At 61.5% G+C, this 17,930-nt stretch carries 15 protein-coding genes and 1 pseudogene; 10 read left to right on the top strand and 6 right to left on the bottom strand.

Features of this window, described 5'->3' with window-relative positions; all coding sequences use genetic code 11:
- Window positions 1-40 precede the first annotated feature (40 nt).
- From PSH86_RS06855 to PSH86_RS06845, 3 genes are all read right to left on the bottom strand, one after another.
- Window positions 41-352, bottom strand: a complete 312-nt coding sequence (locus tag PSH86_RS06855; RefSeq protein WP_109755934.1) for an amidase — start codon at window positions 350-352, stop codon at window positions 41-43.
- A complete protein-coding gene (locus PSH86_RS06850; RefSeq protein WP_109755935.1) occupies window positions 349-1,443 on the bottom strand; it encodes a serine hydrolase in 1,095 nt (364 codons plus the stop codon). Before PSH86_RS06850 ends, PSH86_RS06855 begins: the two co-directional genes overlap by 4 nt.
- A 174-nt stretch (window positions 1,444-1,617) precedes the next feature.
- The gene (locus PSH86_RS06845; protein WP_116831648.1) at window positions 1,618-2,502 is read right to left on the bottom strand and encodes an acyl-CoA dehydrogenase; all 885 of its coding nucleotides are present in this window, start codon (window positions 2,500-2,502) and stop codon (window positions 1,618-1,620) included.
- Window positions 2,503-2,646: 144 nt separating this feature from the next.
- Here PSH86_RS06845 and olsB point away from each other — a divergent pair, with 144 nt between their 5' ends.
- Window positions 2,647-3,402 carry an L-ornithine N(alpha)-acyltransferase gene (gene olsB, locus PSH86_RS06840; protein WP_109755937.1) on the top strand — a complete coding sequence of 252 codons (756 nt, stop codon included), beginning with the start codon at window positions 2,647-2,649 and terminating at the stop codon, window positions 3,400-3,402.
- Window positions 3,402-4,193, top strand: coding sequence for a lysophospholipid acyltransferase family protein (locus PSH86_RS06835; RefSeq protein WP_305488797.1), 792 nt, complete (start codon window positions 3,402-3,404; stop codon window positions 4,191-4,193). The genes olsB and PSH86_RS06835 overlap by 1 nt, the downstream gene beginning before the upstream one ends.
- 102 nt (window positions 4,194-4,295) lie before the next feature.
- Here the strand turns inward: PSH86_RS06835 and PSH86_RS06830 are convergent, their stop codons facing one another.
- Complete coding sequence (locus PSH86_RS06830) at window positions 4,296-4,880, bottom strand: ACP phosphodiesterase (protein ID WP_305488794.1); 585 nt, start codon at window positions 4,878-4,880, stop codon at window positions 4,296-4,298.
- 156 nt (window positions 4,881-5,036) lie between these two features.
- Between PSH86_RS06830 and PSH86_RS06825 the strand changes: the two genes are divergently transcribed.
- The 4 genes from PSH86_RS06825 to PSH86_RS06810 all read left to right on the top strand — a co-directional run bounded on the left by PSH86_RS06825 (window position 5,037) and on the right by PSH86_RS06810 (window position 8,403).
- Window positions 5,037-5,339 carry a helix-turn-helix transcriptional regulator gene (locus PSH86_RS06825; protein WP_305488791.1) on the top strand — a complete coding sequence of 101 codons (303 nt, stop codon included), beginning with the start codon at window positions 5,037-5,039 and terminating at the stop codon, window positions 5,337-5,339.
- 17 nt (window positions 5,340-5,356) lie between these two features.
- Entirely contained in the window at window positions 5,357-6,523 is a 1,167-nt protein-coding gene (locus PSH86_RS06820) for an MFS transporter (protein ID WP_134923144.1), read from the top strand.
- A gap of 33 nt (window positions 6,524-6,556) precedes the next feature.
- Window positions 6,557-7,606, top strand: a complete 1,050-nt coding sequence (locus PSH86_RS06815; protein ID WP_116831645.1) for an alkene reductase — start codon at window positions 6,557-6,559, stop codon at window positions 7,604-7,606.
- Between the two features lie 170 nt (window positions 7,607-7,776).
- Window positions 7,777-8,403: a hypothetical protein gene (locus tag PSH86_RS06810; RefSeq protein ID WP_116831644.1), complete on the top strand. Its 627-nt coding sequence runs from the start codon at window positions 7,777-7,779 to the stop codon at window positions 8,401-8,403.
- Between the two features lie 210 nt (window positions 8,404-8,613).
- On the opposite strand, the gene PSH86_RS06805 is transcribed toward PSH86_RS06810, so the two are convergent.
- The gene (locus tag PSH86_RS06805) at window positions 8,614-9,246 is read right to left on the bottom strand and encodes a TetR family transcriptional regulator (RefSeq protein ID WP_109755944.1); all 633 of its coding nucleotides are present in this window, start codon (window positions 9,244-9,246) and stop codon (window positions 8,614-8,616) included.
- 268 nt (window positions 9,247-9,514) lie between these two features.
- Here PSH86_RS06805 and PSH86_RS06800 point away from each other — a divergent pair, with 268 nt between their 5' ends.
- The 3 genes from PSH86_RS06800 to adeC are packed head-to-tail and all read left to right on the top strand — an operon-like array spanning window position 9,515 to window position 15,294.
- Window positions 9,515-10,672 carry an efflux RND transporter periplasmic adaptor subunit gene (locus PSH86_RS06800; protein WP_109755945.1) on the top strand — a complete coding sequence of 386 codons (1,158 nt, stop codon included), beginning with the start codon at window positions 9,515-9,517 and terminating at the stop codon, window positions 10,670-10,672.
- A 3-nt stretch (window positions 10,673-10,675) separates the two neighbouring features.
- Window positions 10,676-13,840 carry an efflux RND transporter permease subunit EmhB gene (emhB, locus tag PSH86_RS06795; protein ID WP_109755946.1) on the top strand — a complete coding sequence of 1,055 codons (3,165 nt, stop codon included), beginning with the start codon at window positions 10,676-10,678 and terminating at the stop codon, window positions 13,838-13,840.
- The gene (gene adeC / locus PSH86_RS06790) at window positions 13,837-15,294 is read left to right on the top strand and encodes an AdeC/AdeK/OprM family multidrug efflux complex outer membrane factor (protein ID WP_109755947.1); all 1,458 of its coding nucleotides are present in this window, start codon (window positions 13,837-13,839) and stop codon (window positions 15,292-15,294) included. Before emhB ends, adeC begins: the two co-directional genes overlap by 4 nt.
- 211 nt (window positions 15,295-15,505) lie before the next feature.
- Here adeC and PSH86_RS06785 read toward each other — a convergent pair.
- Window positions 15,506-15,855 (bottom strand): annotated as a pseudogene (locus tag PSH86_RS06785) (DUF6124 family protein).
- 674 nt (window positions 15,856-16,529) lie between these two features.
- Here PSH86_RS06785 and PSH86_RS06780 point away from each other — a divergent pair.
- Complete coding sequence (locus PSH86_RS06780) at window positions 16,530-17,783, top strand: OprD family porin (protein WP_232200742.1); 1,254 nt, start codon at window positions 16,530-16,532, stop codon at window positions 17,781-17,783.
- The last annotated feature ends 147 nt before the right edge of the window (window positions 17,784-17,930 follow it).

Genomic DNA, 17,930 nt, shown 5'->3' with positions numbered 1-17,930 from the left:
ACAATAGAAACGGCGTCAGACCTTGCACCCAAAAGTTAGCTCAGAGTTCCAACCGACACCCCTGCCGCTTCCCCAGCCATTGCGCACTGTTGCTGCGCCCCAATCCACTGACGGTGACGCGCTTGGCTTCAACGGTTTCGAGAAAATCGCTGGTGGGCACTGACTGCTTCACATACCCCCGGCAATACTCGGCCGGTTGCTGCATCACATAGCGGCACGAGCAATATTCCTTGGCGGTGTAGGCACTGATGATGTCGGGAAAGGCCCGCAACGCCACCCGCTCGAGCCAGACCCAACCGAACAAGGCAATGAGCAGCACCGACAGCAGGCTAAGCAAGATTTTGCGCTTCATGGCTGCACCTTTGCGGCGAACGCCGCCATGGCGCGCTTGAGCAGTTCGTTATGGCGATAGCTACCGTCGCGGTCGTCGCCGTAACGCACGATCACCAGTTTGGCGCTGGGGATGATGTACAGCGCCTGGCCCCAATGGCCCAGCGCGGCGAAGGTGTCCGGCGGCGCGTCGGGCCAGGGGTGGATTGCCGGGTCGACAGCGCGGTTGAGCCACCAATGCCCGCCGGGCACGGCCTCGTCCTGGCCGGCCTGGAAGTGGACGAAAGGTTCACGATTGAACGCGACCCACTCCCTGGGGATCAGTTGCCGTTGGCCCCAGCGGCCGTCCCGCTGCATCAACAACCCGACACGCGCCAAGTCCCGCGCCGTGAGGTAGGCGTAGGACGATCCCACGAAGGTGCCGCTGGCATCGGTTTCCCAGGTGGCATGGCGGATGCCCAGGGGGTCGAACAAAGCCGTCCAGGGGTAGTCGGAGTAGCGCGCCGGGCCGACGATGTTTTTCAACGCGCCAGCCAGCAGGTTGCTGTCGCCGCTGGAATAACGAAACACCTGGCCTGGCGGACCGGCGCTTTCATGCTCCGCGGTGAATCCCGCCATGTCGCGCCGTCCACGGGTATACAGCATTGCCACCACCGAGGAGTTGAGTGGCGCGTATTCGTAGTCTTCCTGCCAGTCCAGGCCCGAGGCCCAATGGAAAAGATCGGCCAGGGTCAGCCCCGGGTGCCGGCTCAGGGGCGGGTAGTACTTGGCTGCCGGATCATCCAGGGCAAAGCGCTTTTCCCCGTAGGCCACGCCGAACACCGTCGCCAGCAGGCTTTTGCTGATGGACCAGGTCAGGTGCGGGGTCTGGGCAGTGGTTGGCCCGGCGTAGCGTTCGTAGACCAGCCGACCGTCCCGGATCACCAGCAGCGCGTCGGTGCGGATGCCTCGGCGGGTGACGTCGTCCCGGGGTGGGAAGGCATATTGCTCCAAGGCTTCGATGGCCGGCCCGGTAGGGGTCGGAGCGGTTGGCCACTGCTCGCTGGGCCAATCTTCGGCGTGAGCGCCCAAGGTGAGCAACAGGAGTGGGATCAGGAACCAGCCTTTGGACATGCTTGGGGCTCGCAGGATTGAACCTGATGAGCTTAGGCAGGCTTGATGACAGTTTGGATGTTTGTGCCGACAGTACCGACGCCATCGCGGGCAAGCCTTGCTCCCACAGGTCTACGACAGACTGTCATTTAACACTGAACCTGTGGGAGCAAGGCTTGCCCGCGATGAGGCTCATCAAGCCAATGAAGATTCCAGAGCCTTGGCCAACCGCTTGGCCCGCGCGCCCGCTGCCATCTCCATCACTGCCTTATCCCGCGTCCACATCTCGCACCACGTTGCAGGCCCGGCGGCCAGTGCGTCCTTCAGCTCGCCAGCGAGCCCGTCAAACTGGGCGAACAACCCACCCAGCAGCACATGCCCGGCAGCACTCGAAGGGTTGTGACGGCTCACCTCCGCGCAACCGGCCAGCAGCCCCAGCAGGCGCAATTGCAACGCCTGGGGCCAGGCACACTCTTGTCCGACGCCATACAACCAGGCGGTCATCGCGCTGAGCACATAAAGGTCTTCCAGGGTGCGGAACGGCTTGACGTAGGCATCCCAACCGTCGCCTGCCAGCAACTCGCACAGCGCGCCATCGAGCAGGACGCGGCCATGGCTGACGTCCGGCATCAGGGCAATGGCCGGGAGTTTTTCCAGGGTCACGCCAGGCTCACCGGGATAGACCACCGCCAGGTTCAGTCGCGGCGTTTCACCGGGCGCTTCGCAGCGGGCGGCAATCAGCAACCACTCGGCGGCGTCGCCGGCGGTGACGAAATCCTTGCGCCCGCTCAGGCGCAAATCACTGAGGCGGGTCTGCATGTCCGCCGGGCGCAAGCTGCGTTGTTCGGTGGCGCACAAGGCGCCGAGGCTTTGGGGCGCGCTGGGCCAAAGCACCCGCAGCGCCGCCTGGTACCCCACCAGGAACGCCAGCCCCGGTGTCGCCATCAACCGCGCCCCGGCCACGGCCAGTTCGAACGGCGTCACCGGCCCCAGGCGTTGCAACAAGGTCGCATAACCTTCGGCCAGGTCCGGGTGGGCAGGCAGGCGCTCGCCGCGTTCGATCAGAGTGTGCCAGGGCATGGGGGACTCCTTGAGGGCTGTCATATAAGCATCACCAAAGCTTCATGGCGATGACACCGGGGCTACATAGCCTGACTTTGCACAACATGGCTGCATAAAGAAAGTCGACAGGCTGCAACTGAACAGCCCGCACGGAGATTCGCTATGACCCAGATCGCCCGCATCAGCGACACCGGCAATGAACGCCGCCTGCAAGCCGAACGCCTGATCGGCGCCCACGCCTTGCAAGAAGCCCAGGCCCTGCGCTTCAACGTCTTCAGTGGCGAATTCAACGCCAAGCTCAAAGGCGCGGAAAAGGGTCTGGACATGGATGACTATGATGTTCACTGCGCCCACATCGGCGTACGCGACCTGAACACCGGTCGCCTCGTGGCGACCACTCGCCTGCTCGACCACCAGGCCGCCAGCAGCCTGGGCCGGTTCTATAGCGAAGAAGAATTCAGCCTCCACGGCCTGGTCCATCTCAAGGGCCCGATCCTGGAAATCGGCCGTACCTGCGTCGACCCGGCCTACCGCAACGGCGGCACCATCGCCGTGCTGTGGGGCGAACTGGCCGAGGTCCTGAACGAAGGCGGCTACAGCTACCTGATGGGTTGCGCGAGCATTCCGATGCAGGATGGTGGCGTCCAGGCCCAGGCGATCATGCAGCGCCTGCGCGAACGCTACCTGTGCACCGAGCACCTGCAAGCCGTACCGAAAAAACCGCTGCCGAGCCTGGACGTACCGTCCAACGTCATTGCCGAGATGCCGCCGCTGCTCAAGGCCTATATGCGCCTGGGCGCGAAGATTTGCGGCGAGCCGTGCTGGGACGAGGATTTCCAGGTGGCCGACGTGTTCATCCTGCTCAAGCGCGACGAACTCTGCCCGCGCTATGCCCGCCACTTCAAGGCAGCGGTGTAATGAGCCGGTTGCGGGTTTACGCGCGTATCGCGCGAGTCTTGCTGGTGGTGACCCTGGGCCTGAGCATGGCCAGCGTGTTCGGCCTATTCGAGCGCCTGGGGATTGCCAACTCCATGGTCCGTCGCCAGCGTTGGTCACGGTTCTTCATGGCGCGGCTGAGCCATGCCCTGCCCTTTTTCGTGACGGTCCACGGCGAACTGCCGCAACGGCCGATGCTGTGGGTCAGCAACCATGTGTCCTGGACCGACATCCCGTTGCTGGGCATGCTCACACCGATGTCATTTCTGTCCAAGGCCGAAGTGCGCACCTGGCCGGTTGCCGGATGGCTGGCCGCCAAGGCCGGCAGCCTGTTTATCCGACGCGGTTCGGGTGACAGCCAATTGATCCGCAAGCAAATGAGCCGCCATCTGGAACAGGCCCATCCGCTGCTGATGTTCCCGGAAGGCACCACCACCGATGGTCGCTCCCTGCGCACCTTCCACGGTCGCTTGTTGTCGGCGGCCATCGATGCCGATGTCGCCTTGCAGCCTGTGGCGATCCGTTATGTGCGTAACGGTGAACCTGACGCGTTGGCACCGTTCATTGGCGATGATGATTTGCTGTCGCACCTGATGCGCCTGTTCGCCAATGATCGGGGCGAGGTGCACATCCATCTGCTGCAACCCATCGCCTGCCACGGCCAGGAGCGTGCGGCGCTGGCGTTCCAGGCGCAACAGGCGGTGCACAAGGCGTTGTTCGGGGCGATCCCGGAGAAGCAGCAAGCCCCGATGCGACCTGCCATTGCGGCCTGATCCGGACACCTTGTGGGAGCGAGCTTGCTCGCGATAGCGGCATAACATTCAGCAGAGATGTTGACTGGACCAACGCCATCGCGAGCAGGCTCGCTCCCACAATTAGTCCTGCGGTGTGACTTGGTTTTGAGCAAAATCCTGAAGCTGTGGGTAGAACAACCGGAAATCCTCGCTCAACGGCTCATAGAGCCTGATCAACTCTTCCATCGCACCCGCCAGTTCCTCCGGCCGGGACAGACGCCGGGAAATCCCGCGCAGTACCTGCCCAAGCACTTCGAACTCCCGGTAAGACCCCAGCCAGTCATCCGCCGCCATATACGGCGCGATGTGCGCCAGGCGCCCTGGTAGCTGCGGTTCGGTATTGAGTACCTGGTACACCCGGGCCGTGAAGTCCAGCAGCGGCCCTTCGCCGTACAACGTCCAGTCCCGGGCCAGGCAGTGATCGAAAAACACATCGAGCACGATCCCGGCATACCGCCTGCGCACCATGGAAAAACGCGACAGGGCAATATCCACCAAGGGATGGCGGTCGGTGTACATGTCGATGCGCCGATGCAGGGCAATCGCCGCTTCGATCCGTGGATCGTAGAGCCCTTGCAGCGGCCCTTTGACGAAATCGCCGTAGAGGCTGCCGAGCAGTTGTTCCCGGCCAGGGCCGCCGAGATGCAGGTGCGCGAGATAGTTCATGGCCCGCAGCTTAGCACCCCCGCGCCCATATCGTTATAACCCGATATAGCGATTTGTTCGGTATTCAGATCAAATCCATATTGGTGTATCGCGAAATAACGATTTAAGGTTCGCTCCATCGCGATATAGCGTTTTACCCATACCGAGCTTGCCACCATGCCCCTCGACCTCGACGAAATAATAAAAGCCCTGGCGCACCCAGTACGGCGAGACATCCTCAACTGGCTCAAGGACCCCAAGGTCCAGTTCCCCGACCAGTTGCACAACCACGAGTTCGGCATTTGCGCCGGGCAGATCGACCAGCGTTGCGGCCTGTCGCAATCCACGGTGTCTGCGCACTTGGCGGTATTGCAACGGGCGGGGCTGATCACCAGCCAGAAGGTCGGTCAATGGCACTTCTTCAAACGCAACGAGGAAGTGATCCAGCAGTTCCTCAAGCAAATGAGCCAAGAGCTCTGACCTGACAAGGACCCATCATGCCCCTCTCACTTCTCATCCTGGCCCTGAGCGCCTTCGCCATCGGCACCACCGAGTTCGTCATCATGGGCCTGTTGCCCGATGTCGCGGCCGACCTGGGCGTGTCGATTCCTGGCGCCGGCTGGCTGGTCACCGGCTACGCCCTGGGCGTGGCCATCGGTGCACCGTTCATGGCCCTGGCCACCGCGCGGCTGCCGCGCAAGGCCGCCCTGGTGGTGTTGATGGGGATCTTCATCATCGGTAACCTGCTTTGCGCGATTGCCAGCGACTACAACGTGCTGATGTTCGCCCGGGTCGTCACCGCCCTGTGCCACGGCGCGTTCTTCGGCATTGGTTCCGTGGTGGCCGCCGGCCTGGTGGCACCCAACAAGCGCGCCTCGGCCGTGGCCCTGATGTTCACCGGCCTGACCCTGGCCAACGTACTCGGCGTACCGCTGGGTACCGCACTGGGTCAGGAGGCCGGCTGGCGTTCGACCTTCTGGGCGGTGACCGTCATCGGCGTGGTGGCGCTGATCGGCCTGATCCGTTTCCTGCCGGCCAAGCGCGATGAAGAAAAACTCGACATGCGCTCGGAACTGGTGGCGCTCAAGGGGGCCGGCCTGTGGCTGTCCCTGAGCATGACCGCGCTGTTCTCCGCCTCGGTGTTCACCCTGTTCACCTACGTCGCCCCGCTGCTGGGCGAAGTCACCGGCGTGTCGCCCCGTGGCGTGACCTGGACCCTGGTGCTGATCGGCCTGGGCCTGACCCTGGGCAACATCATCGGCGGCAAGCTGGCGGACAAGAGCCTGGCGAACACGCTGATGGGCGTCTTCCTCACCATGGCCGTGGTGTCCACCGTGCTGAGCTGGACCAGCGTGGCGCTGATCCCCAGCGAAATCACCCTGTTCCTCTGGGCCACCGCCTGCTTCGCCGCCGTGCCGGCCCTGCAAGTCAACGTGGTGACCTTCGGCAAAGCCGCGCCCAACCTGGTGTCCACCTTGAACATCGGCGCCTTCAACATCGGCAACGCCCTGGGCGCTTGGGTCGGCGGCAGCGTCATCGACCACGGCCTGGGGCTGACCTCCGTGCCCCTGGCCGCCGGCGCGCTGGCTGTGTTGGCGCTGCTGGTCACCCTGATCACTTTCCGCCAGGGCGGCAATGCCGACCTGGCCCCGGCAACTCACTGACTTTTAATCCTTCCACTTTCGAGGTTGTATTCCATGGCGACTATTTTCGACCCCATCAAACTCGGCGACATCGAGTTGAAGAACCGCATCATCATGGCCCCGCTCACCCGCTGCCGCGCCGACGCAGGTCGCGTGCCTAACGCTTTGATGGCCGAGTACTACGTGCAACGTGCCTCCGCTGGCCTGATCCTCAGCGAAGCGACCTCCGTCACCCCGATGGGCGTGGGCTACCCGGACACCCCAGGCATCTGGTCCAACGACCAGGTGCGCGGCTGGGCCAACGTCACCAAGGCGATCCACGGCGCCGGCGGCAAGATCTTCCTGCAACTGTGGCACGTGGGTCGGATCTCCCACCCGTCGTACCTGAACGGCGAAATGCCGGTGGCGCCCAGCGCGATCCAGCCCAAGGGCCACGTGAGCCTGGTCCGCCCCCTGGCCGACTACCCAACGCCGCGCGCGCTGGAAACCGCTGAAATCGCCGACATCGTCGACGCTTATCGTGTCGGTGCCGAGAACGCCAAGGCCGCCGGTTTCGATGGCGTGGAAATCCATGGCGCCAACGGCTACCTGCTCGACCAGTTCCTGCAAAGCAGCACCAACCAGCGTACCGACCAATACGGCGGCTCCCTGGAAAACCGTGCCCGCCTGCTGCTGGAAGTGACCGACGCGGCCATCGAAGTCTGGGGCGCCGGCCGGGTGGGCGTGCACCTGGCGCCACGCGCCGACTCCCATGACATGGGCGACGAGAACCGCCTGGAGACCTTCAGCTACGTGGCTCGCGAACTGGGCAAGCGTGGCATTGCCTTCATCTGCTCTCGCGAGAAGGAAGGCGAAGACAGCATTGGCCCACAACTCAAGCAAGCTTTCGGCGGCCCGTACATTGCCAACGAACGTTTCACCAAGGACAGCGCCAACGCCTGGCTGGCCGAGGGCAAGGCCGATGCCGTCGCCTTCGGTGTGCCGTTCATTGCCAACCCGGACCTGCCGGCGCGCTTGAAAGCCGATGCACCGCTGAACGAAGCGCATCCGGAAACGTTTTATGGCAAGGGACCGGTGGGCTACATCGATTACCCCGTACTCTAAGTCGTAAAAAACGAAAGCCCTGGTTCGAAAGAACCAGGGCTTTTTTATATGCGCTAAATAACCAGTCAAACATCCAAACTTCTAAAACCTCTCTAACTATCCATATTATCGCCAACAACAAGGCAACACGTCTTGCCGCTTGCAATCACTCTCTTTGAAAAGGATTTCAAATGAACACCACCCCTGAAAATAACCAACAGACCGACAATGGCATTTATGAACTGATCGCCTCTCAATTCAGTTGGGCACCGTTGGCCGTGTTGTACCAATACCTCAAATCACTCGACACGCAAGAATATATGCCGATGCTCACGGCACTGATAGAGAAAGCGAACCTGAATGATAAGGTCAACAAGCAGGTTCAAGCCTGGGAACAGGAGCACATCAACCCAAACCGCACCCGTGTCATCGTAAAGTTGATCAACCATACCGACTTGGATTTTGAAATCGGTGAACGCACGCTGCAGTTGAATGCGGACGAACAACACGCCACACAGATTCGTCCCTGGGATATCCAAGCCTGGAAGTTCGACCTCGCATATACCCGACGCCTGGGCAGTCGCAGTAAAGAGATGTTCAAACACTTCATTGTGTTCGGCGATGAAGAGTTTGGTTTTCGCTTTGACTTCGGTCTGCGCGTCAATACGTCCTTCGGTGTTATATCACCGACGCTGACACCCGTCCGGAGCCACACACTGACCTCGATTGGAATGAGCCCAATCCAATGCACGACACGAATCACTCGCACAGCCAGTGAAGAGCCCTATGGTTTTACCGTGGAACTCACGCTGAGCTGAAAATCCGGCCTCGCCAGGGCAGTCTGGCGAGGCATCGGCCGATCCGTTCGGATGACCCTGCCGAGCGGATTTTTCCCGCCCTTCACCAGAGCGAAACAAATTTCCTACAAAATTCGCCGCCGATTGCCTATCAACCGCGCCAGTGTCGGTTTATAAAAGCATCCTTACGCGCTCGTATTGACACAAACCGACGCAATTACGCATTTTGTTTCATTTGCGCAGGCTGGGGCTCAGGCGCAGCATGTCCAGCCCGATCTCCACCCAGCGCTCGGCCTCACCCGCCAGGGCGAAGCTGTCGGGGGCCAGCAGCCACTGGTACAAAATGCCATCGATGTAGGCATGAATGGCGACTGCGGCCCTTTCAGGGTCCAGATCATCCGGCAACTGGCCGCGTTTCATCGCATTGCGCAACGACAGGGCGATGCGCACATTGCAGTCGAGGCTGACCTCGCGCCGCTGCTGGCGCAGATCGCACATTTCATCGGTGAATTCACACTTATGGAACAGAATCTCATTAATGCGGCGGGTTTTCGGGTCCAGGGCCACCTGCTGGAACAACTGGACCAGCAGTTTGCGAATACAGCCCAGCGGATCAAGCTCCTCTTCACTCTCACTGGCACGGGCCAACTCGTCGAGCGGCTCGTGCAGGGTGTCGAGCATGGCCTGGAGCAGGTCTGCCTTGTTACTGAAATGCCAATAGATGGCACCCCGCGTCACACCCGCCAGTGTCGCGATGTCGGCCAGGGTCGTACGCGCCACGCCACGCTCGAAAAAGGCCTTTTCGGCCGCTTCGAGGATCTGGCTGCGAGTCTCCTGGGCTTCCTCTTTGGTACGACGGACCATGGCAGTAAACACCTCAATCAGGATGCGGTCAGCAATGCGTAAGAATCAGCTGAACAAAATATGAGGCGACGTCTCTTTGGAACGCGTCCCCGATCTACGCTGGCCTTTGTCAGGCTTTTGTAAATCCGGATGTTACGCAATCTGGCTGTTTACAAACAACCGTGTACGTAAGTATATTTCTTAGCATCCTACTAATTGAAAAAATGCTCCTTTTTTACCCTTCCACCTTTCAAGTGCGCCAGTTACGCGCCTGGACCCGAGGATTTCCATGCAATTCAAGCCAGCTGTTACTGCTCTGGTCACTGCCATCGCCCTGGCATCGCTGCTCAGCGGATGCAAAAAGGAAGAGGCTGCACCCGCTCCTCCCCCTCCTCAGGTCGGCGTCGTAACCCTCAAGACCCAGCCCTTCACCCTGACCTCGGAGCTTCCGGGGCGCACCAGCGCATTCCGTGTCGCCGAAGTTCGCCCACAGGTCAACGGCATCATCCTCAAGCGCCTGTTCAAAGAAGGCGCTGACGTCAAGGCCGGCCAGCAGCTGTATCAGATCGACCCGGCCGTCTATGAAGCGACCCTCAAGAGCGCCGAGGCCAACCTGCGCTCCACCAAGTCGATTGCCGACCGCTACAAGCAACTGGTGGATGAACAGGCGGTGAGCCGTCAGGAATACGACACCGCCGTGGCCAATCGCCTGGAGTCGGAGGCCAACCTGCAGACTGCCCAGATCAACGTGCGCTACACCAAGGTCTATGCACCGATTTCCGGTCGCATCGGCCGCTCCTCGGTCACTGAGGGAGCATTGGTGAGCAACGGCCAGGCCGACGCGCTGGCGACCATCCAGCAACTGGACCCGATCTATGTCGACGTGACGCAGAGCTCGGTCGAACTGCTGCAACTGCGCCGCGAACTGGAAAGCGGCCGCTTGCAAAAGGCCGGCGAAAACGCCGCCATGGTCAAGCTGACCCTGGAAGACGGCAGCCTGTATCCACACGAAGGCAAGCTGGAGTTCTCCGAAGTGTCGGTCGACCAGACCACCGGTTCCGTGACCTTGCGCGCCGTGTTCCCCAACCCTGACCACACCCTGTTGCCGGGCATGTTCGTCCACGCGCAATTGCAAGCTGGTGTGAACAGCGCGGCGATCCTGGCACCACAGCAAGGCGTGACCCGCGACCTGAAGGGTACGCCGACCGCCCTGGTCGTTGGCGCTGACAACAAGGTCGAACTGCGTCAGCTCAAGGCCAGCCGCACCGTCGGCAGCCAATGGCTGATCGAAGACGGGCTCAAGGCCGGCGATCGCCTGATCACCGAAGGGTTGCAGTTCGTACGCCCTGGCGTGGAAGTCAAAGCCACCGAAGCCACCAACGTTGGCACCAAGAACCCGGTCCCCGCACAGGCAGCTGATAAAGCCGCCGGCGGCAAAGGGGAGTAAACCATGTCGAAATTCTTTATCGACCGTCCGATTTTCGCCTGGGTGATCGCCCTGGTGATCATGCTGGTCGGGGCTCTCTCGATCCTCAAGTTGCCGATCAACCAGTACCCGAGCATTGCACCGCCGGCCATCGCGATCCAAGTGACCTACCCGGGCGCGTCCGCGCAAACCGTGCAGGACACCGTGGTACAGGTGATCGAGCAGCAGCTCAACGGCATCGACAACCTGCGTTATGTGTCCTCGGAAAGTAACTCCGATGGCAGCATGACCATCACGGCCACCTTCGAGCAAGGCACCAACTCCGATACCGCGCAGGTCCAGGTCCAGAACAAACTGAACCTGGCCACCCCGCTGCTGCCGCAAGAAGTGCAGCAACAGGGCATCCGCGTGACCAAGTCAGTGAGAAACTTCCTGATGGTGATCGGCGTGGTGTCGCGCGACGGCAGCATGACTCGGGAAGACTTGTCCAACTACATCGTCTCCAACATGCAGGACCCGATCTCGCGCACCGCTGGTGTCGGTGACTTCCAGGTCTTCGGCGCCCAATACGCGATGCGGATCTGGCTCGACCCGGCCAAGCTGAACAACTTCAACCTGACCCCGGTGGATGTGAGCACGGCCATTTCCGCGCAGAACGTCCAGATCGCGTCCGGCCAGCTCGGCGGCCTGCCGGCCATGCCCGGCCAACAACTGAACGCCACCATCATCGGCAAGACCCGCCTGCAGACCGCCGAGCAGTTCAAGGCGATCCTGCTCAAGGTCAACCCGGACGGCTCGCAAGTGCGTGTCGGCGATGTGGCCGATGTCGCCCTGGGTGGCGAGAACTACAGCATCAATGCCCAGTTCAACGGCGCTCCGGCCTCCGGCCTGGCCGTGCGGCTGGCAACTGGCGCCAACGCCCTCGATACCGCCAAGGCCCTGCGCAAGACCGTCGACGACCTCAAGCCGTTCTTCCCCCAAGGCCTGGAAGTAGTGTTCCCCTACGACACCACCCCGGTAGTGAGCGAATCGATCAAAGGTGTGGTTGAAACCCTGGTCGAGGCGGTCGCCCTGGTGTTCCTGGTGATGTTCCTGTTCCTGCAAAACTTCCGCGCCACCATCATCACCACGATGACCGTGCCGGTGGTACTGCTGGGCACCTTCGGGATCCTCGCGGCGTTCGGCTTCAGCATCAACACCCTGACCATGTTCGGCATGGTGCTGGCCATCGGCTTGCTGGTGGACGACGCCATCGTCGTGGTGGAAAACGTCGAACGGGTGATGAGCGAAGAAGGCCTGTCGCCCAAGGAAGCCACCAAGAAATCCATGGGCCAGATCCAGGGCGCCCTGGTGGGCATCGCCCTGGTGCTCTCGGCGGTACTGCTGCCGATGGCATTCTTCGGCGGCTCCACCGGTGTGATCTACAAGCAGTTCTCCATCACCATCGTTTCGGCCATGGCCCTGTCGGTCATGGTGGCATTGATCTTTACGCCGGCCCTGTGCGCCACCATGCTCAAGCCAATCCCCAAGGGTGAGCACGGCACACCGAAACGCGGCTTCTTCGGCTGGTTCAACCGCACCTTCGACCGTGGTGTCAGGAGCTACGAACGGGGCGTGGGCAACATGCTCAAACACAAGGCCCCGTATCTGCTGGCCTATATCATCATCGTGGTTGGCATGGTCTGGCTGTTCACCCGCATCCCGACGGCGTTCCTGCCGGAAGAAGACCAGGGCGTATTGTTTGCCCAGGTACAGACACCGGCGGGTTCCAGCGCCGAACGTACCCAGGTGGTGGTGGACAAGATGCGTGAGTTCCTGCTGCGACCCAGCAAGGACGGCGGCGAAGGCGATGGCGTGGCCTCGGTGTTCACCGTGACCGGCTTCAACTTTGCCGGCCGTGGCCAGAGCTCCGGCCTGGCGTTCATCATGCTCAAGCCGTGGGAAGAACGTAACGCTGACAACAGCGTGTTCAAGATCGCCGGTCGGGCCCAGCAACACTTCTTCACCTTCCGCGACGCGATGGTGTTCGCCTTCGCACCGCCAGCGGTGATGGAACTGGGTAACGCCACCGGTTTCGACGTGTTCCTGCAGGACCGTGCCGGTATCGGCCACGACAAGCTGATGGAAGCCCGCAACCAGTTCCTGGGCATGGCGTCCCAGAGCAAGATACTGGCCCAGGTGCGTCCGAACGGTCTGAACGATGAACCGCAATACCAGTTGGAAATCGATGACGAGAAGGCCAGTGCCCTGGGCATTACCCTTTCGGAAATCAACAACACCCTGTCGATTGCCTTGGGCAGTAGCTATGTGAACGACTTCATCGACCGTGGTCGAGTGAAACGGGTGTACGTCCAGGGCCAGCCGAATGCGCGCATGAGTCCCGAAGACCTGAAGAAGTGGTACGTGCGCAACAGCGCCGGAACCATGGTGCCGTTCACTGCGTTCGCCAAGGGTGAGTGGGTCTACGGCTCGCCGAAACTGGCCCGTTACAACGGCGTGGAAGCCATGGAAATCCTCGGCACCCCGGCGCCTGGATACTCCACCGGTGAAGCCATGGCCGAGGTTGAGGCCATCGCCAAGAAGCTGCCGGCCGGTGTCGGTATTTCCTGGACGGGCCTGTCCTACGAGGAACGTCTGTCGGGCTCCCAGGCGCCAGCGCTGTACGCCCTGTCGCTGCTGATGGTCTTCCTGTGCCTGGCGGCACTGTATGAAAGCTGGTCGATTCCGATCGCGGTCATGCTCGTGGTGCCACTGGGGATCATCGGTGCCTTGATGGCGACCAGCCTGCGTGGCCTGTCCAACGACGTGTACTTCCAGGTGGGCTTGCTGACAACCATCGGTTTGGCGGCGAAAAACGCCATTCTGATTGTAGAGTTCGCCAAGGAGCTCCATGAACAGGGCCGAACCTTGGTGGAGGCCGCCATTGAAGCCTGTAGGATGCGTCTGAGACCGATCATCATGACGTCCCTGGCGTTCGTCCTCGGCGTGGTTCCGCTGGCGATTTCCACGGGGGCAGGTTCAGGCAGCCAGCACGCCATCGGTACCGGCGTGATTGGCGGTATGCTCACCGCGACCATCCTGGCAATCTTCTGGGTGCCACTGTTCTTCGTGACCGTGTCGTCGATAGGCCGTCGCAAAAATACCGATGGGCACGACACTCCTGAAACTTCCAAAGAGGCTGGCCAATGAGCAAGTCGCTACTCTCCCTGACCATCGCCGCCGTCGTGCTCAGCGGTTGCTCGCTGATCCCCGACTATCAGCGGCCCGAAGCACCGGTCGCGGCGCAATACCCGCAAGGGCTGGCCTACGACTCGGCCAATGCGCCCGGCCAGGCCGCCGCCGAGCAAGGCTGGAAACAGTTTTTCCATGACCCGGCGTTGCAACAGCTGATCCAGGTTGCCCTGGAAAACAACCGCGACCTGCGTGTCGCGGCGCTGAACATCGATGCCTATGCCGCGCAATATCGCATCCAGCGCGCAGACCTGTTCCCGGCGGTCTCGGCCACCGGTTCCGCCAGTCGCCAGCGCGTGCCGGCACGGGCCTCGCAAACTGGTGAAGCGGCCATCAGCAGCTCCTACTCGGCCACCCTGGGCATCAGCGCCTACGAGCTGGACCTGTTCGGCCGGGTTCGCAGCCTGAGCGAGCAAGCGCTGCAGAGCTACTTCGCCACCGAAGAAGCCCGTCGCAGCACCCAGATCAGCCTGGTGGCCAACGTCGCCAATGCCTACCTGACCTGGCAGGCCGACAAGGAACTGCTCAAGCTGACCCAGGAAACCCTCGGGGCCTACGAGCAAAGCTTCAAGCTGACCTCACGCAGCGCCGAAGTCGGCGTGGCCTCGGCCCTGGACCTGAGCCAGGCGCGCACCGCGGTAGAAAATGCCCGCGTGCAACTGGCGCGCTACACCCGCCAGGTCGCCCAGGACGAAAACAGCCTGACCCTGCTGCTGGGCACCGGCCTGCCGGCCAACCTGAACACGCAACCGCTGAGCGATGACCTGCTCAGCGAAGTGCCGCCCGGGTTGCCGTCGGACTTGCTGCAACGTCGTCCGGACATTCTCCAGGCCGAACGCAACCTGCTGGCTGCCAATGCCAACATCGGCGCCGCGCGGGCCGCGTTCTTCCCGAGCATCAGCCTGACGGCCAACGCCGGCACCTTGAGCCCGGACCTGTCCGGCTTGTTCAAGGGCGGTTCGGGCACCTGGACCTTCGCTCCGCAAATCAACCTGCCGATCTTCAACGCCGGCAGCCTGCGGGCGAGCCTGGATTACGCGAAGATCCAGAAAGACATCAACGTTGCCAATTACGAGAAGGCCATTCAGACGGGGTTCCAGGAAGTCTCCGATGGCTTGGCCGCACGCCGGACCTACAACGAACAGTTGCAGGCCCAGACCGCCTACGTTGCTTCCAACCAGGACTACTACCGCCTGGCCGAGCGGCGCTACCGCATTGGTGTCGACAGCAACCTGACCTTCCTCGACGCCCAACGCCAACTGTTCAGCGCGCAACAATCGCTGATCACCGACCGCCTGGCGCAACTGACCAGCGAGGTCAATTTGTACAAGGCACTGGGCGGTGGCTGGAACGCCGAGACGGGCAAGAACGAACCGGTGAAAGAAGAAGCGCCGAAGATGAAGCTGTTCTGATTGATGTTTGAACGCTGAACATGAAGCCCACCGAAAGGTGGGCTTTTTGTTTGTGTGCGCTTTAACGCTGGCCTATGTGGGAGCAAGGCTTGCCCGCGATGGAGGCGATGCGGTCTTTCAGGAACCGAGGCGCCTGTTTCGCGAGCAAGCTTTGCTCCCACAGCCCAGCGGGGCGATGCGACGCTTCGCTAAATCCCCTCGCCATACTTGGTTAACGCGGGTCGACGAGATCCAGCGCTCGATTGGCCAACAACTCACTCAAGTCAATCATCTGCACCACGCCGAGCGCGACATGCCGCCGAGAGCCTTTCAGGTCGAACGCCAGGTCGTTGACCATCGCACTGGCCGAGGCCAGGGTTTCGCTGAGATTTGCTAGTAGGCACTCGGTGTCGAGGGTATCGATGACGGTGAAAACTTGAGTTGAGGTTTGGGTTTGGGATCAGGGTGGGTGCCCAGATGGTAATCGAGTGCTCGGTCTGCGGCCTCTTGGAGCTTTTCTGGATCGGGGTCGTTGTAGGGGAAGGTGCTCTCTGATGGCGAAGAAGGATGGTGTTTGTTCATAACGGCGCTCCTGCATCAATTGGAGCCCGAGACGTTGGGTCCGGGCGCTGGCGCCTAACGAATTCGGCGGGCTTGCAGTCCCGGTCGCTGGATTGGCAGCGACATGAACAAGCTAGAGATGCCGCTTCCGAACAGCAACCTTAAAACCTCGTCGGAAAAGTCACCGCGTCTGTCAGACCGACCACGAATTCTGTGGGAGCGAGCTTGCTCGCGATGGCGGTAGACCAGACTGCATCAGCGTTGGATGTACCGCCGTATTCGCGAGCAAGCCCGCTCCCACATTGGGTCAGTGGCGACCTATGAATTTGCGGCCACCGCAAATCCCTGTGGGAGCGAGCCTGCTCGCGATAGCGGTGGATCAGCCTGCATCAGTGTTGGATGTACTGCCGTGTTCGCGAGCAGGCTCGCTCCCACAGGTTCTTCATCCAGCCAATCGGCCCTTTTTTGCTGTTCGATAATCGCCCAAAACCCGCAAACGCCAATTGAAGCGATCCCAGGCAGCCCTTCACCATCCCTCGCACAAAACCAATAACAACAGGTTCGACGCCATGCCCCTACGCTCCGCCTCACCCGGCTGATCCCTCGATCGCCTAAACACCCAAGTTACACCACACCGTCTGCAACCCAAGGTTGCGGCAACGACCCGTTTTGCCCATAAAAATCAGAGACACGCCATGAAACCCACACAGCACTTGCTCCCCAGCCTCATTGCCGTAGCCCTGACCACTACCGCCCTGCCCGTCCTGGCCGCAGAATCGGGGTTCGTCGAAGATGCCAAGGCCACGCTGAACCTGCGCAACTTCTACTTCAACCGCAACTTCACCAACCCGAACAATGCCCAAGGCAAAGCCGAGGAATGGACGCAGAGTTTCATCCTCGACGCCAAGTCCGGTTTCACCCAGGGCGTGGTCGGTTTTGGCGTGGATGTGCTGGGCACGTACTCGCTCAAGCTCGACGGCGGCCGTGGCACGGCGGGTACGCAGTTGCTGCCGGTGCACGATGACGGCCGCCCGGCCGACGACTTCGGTCGCCTGGGCGTGGCTCTCAAGGCCAAGGTGTCGAAGACCGAACTGAAGGTCGGCGAATGGATGCCAGTGCTGCCAATCCTGCGCTCCGACGACGGCCGCTCCCTGCCGCAAACCTTCCGTGGCGGCCAGGTGACCTCCACCGAAATCAGCGGTTTGACCCTCTACGGCGGCCAGTTCCGCGCCAACAGCCCGCGCAACGACGCGAGCATGGAAGACATGTCCATGAACGGCCGCGGCGCCTTCACGTCCGACCGCTTCAACTTCGGCGGCGGCGAATACGCCTTCAACGAAAAACGCACCCAGGTCGGCGTCTGGTACGCGGAACTGTCCGACATCTACCAGCAGCAATATTTCAACCTGACCCACAGCCAGCCCATCGGCGACTGGACCCTGGGTGCCAACCTCGGCTACTTCACCGGCAAGGAAAACGGCAGCGCGCTGGCCGGCGACCTGGACAACAAGACCGCGTTCGCCATGCTCTCGGCCAAATACGGCGGCAACACCTTCTACGTCGGCCTGCAGAAAGTCGGCGGCGATGATGCCTGGATGCGCGTCAACGGCACCAGCGGCGGCACCCTGGCCAACGACAGCTACAACTCCAGTTACGACAACGCCAAGGAAAAATCCTGGCAGTTGCGTCACGACTTCAACTTCGCCGCCGTCGGCGTGCCGGGCCTGACCCTGATGAACCGCTACATCAGCGGCGACAATGTGCACACCGCCACGGTCGACGATGGCAAGGAATGGGGCCGGGAAAGTGAGCTGGCCTACACCGTACAGAGCGGCGCGCTCAAGAGTCTGAATGTGAAATGGCGTAACTCGACGATGCGTCGGGACTACAGCACTAATGAGTTCGATGAAAACCGGTTGATTGTCAGCTATCCGATCAGCTTGCTGTAAGAGCCAACATGGGGTGGAGGCTGTACCGGTGTGGGAGCGAGCTTGCTCGCGATGGCGTCATCTCATTCAAGATCGATGCAAGCTGACCCGCCGCTATCGCGGGCAAGCTCGCTCCCACAGGGGGATCAGTGTCGGGCACAAAATTTG

Origin of the sequence: Pseudomonas sp. FP2300, from assembly GCF_030687595.1 — a bacterium.
Lineage (GTDB): Bacteria > Pseudomonadota > Gammaproteobacteria > Pseudomonadales > Pseudomonadaceae > Aquipseudomonas > Aquipseudomonas bijieensis.
This window is presented reverse-complemented; position numbering and strand designations above follow the sequence as displayed.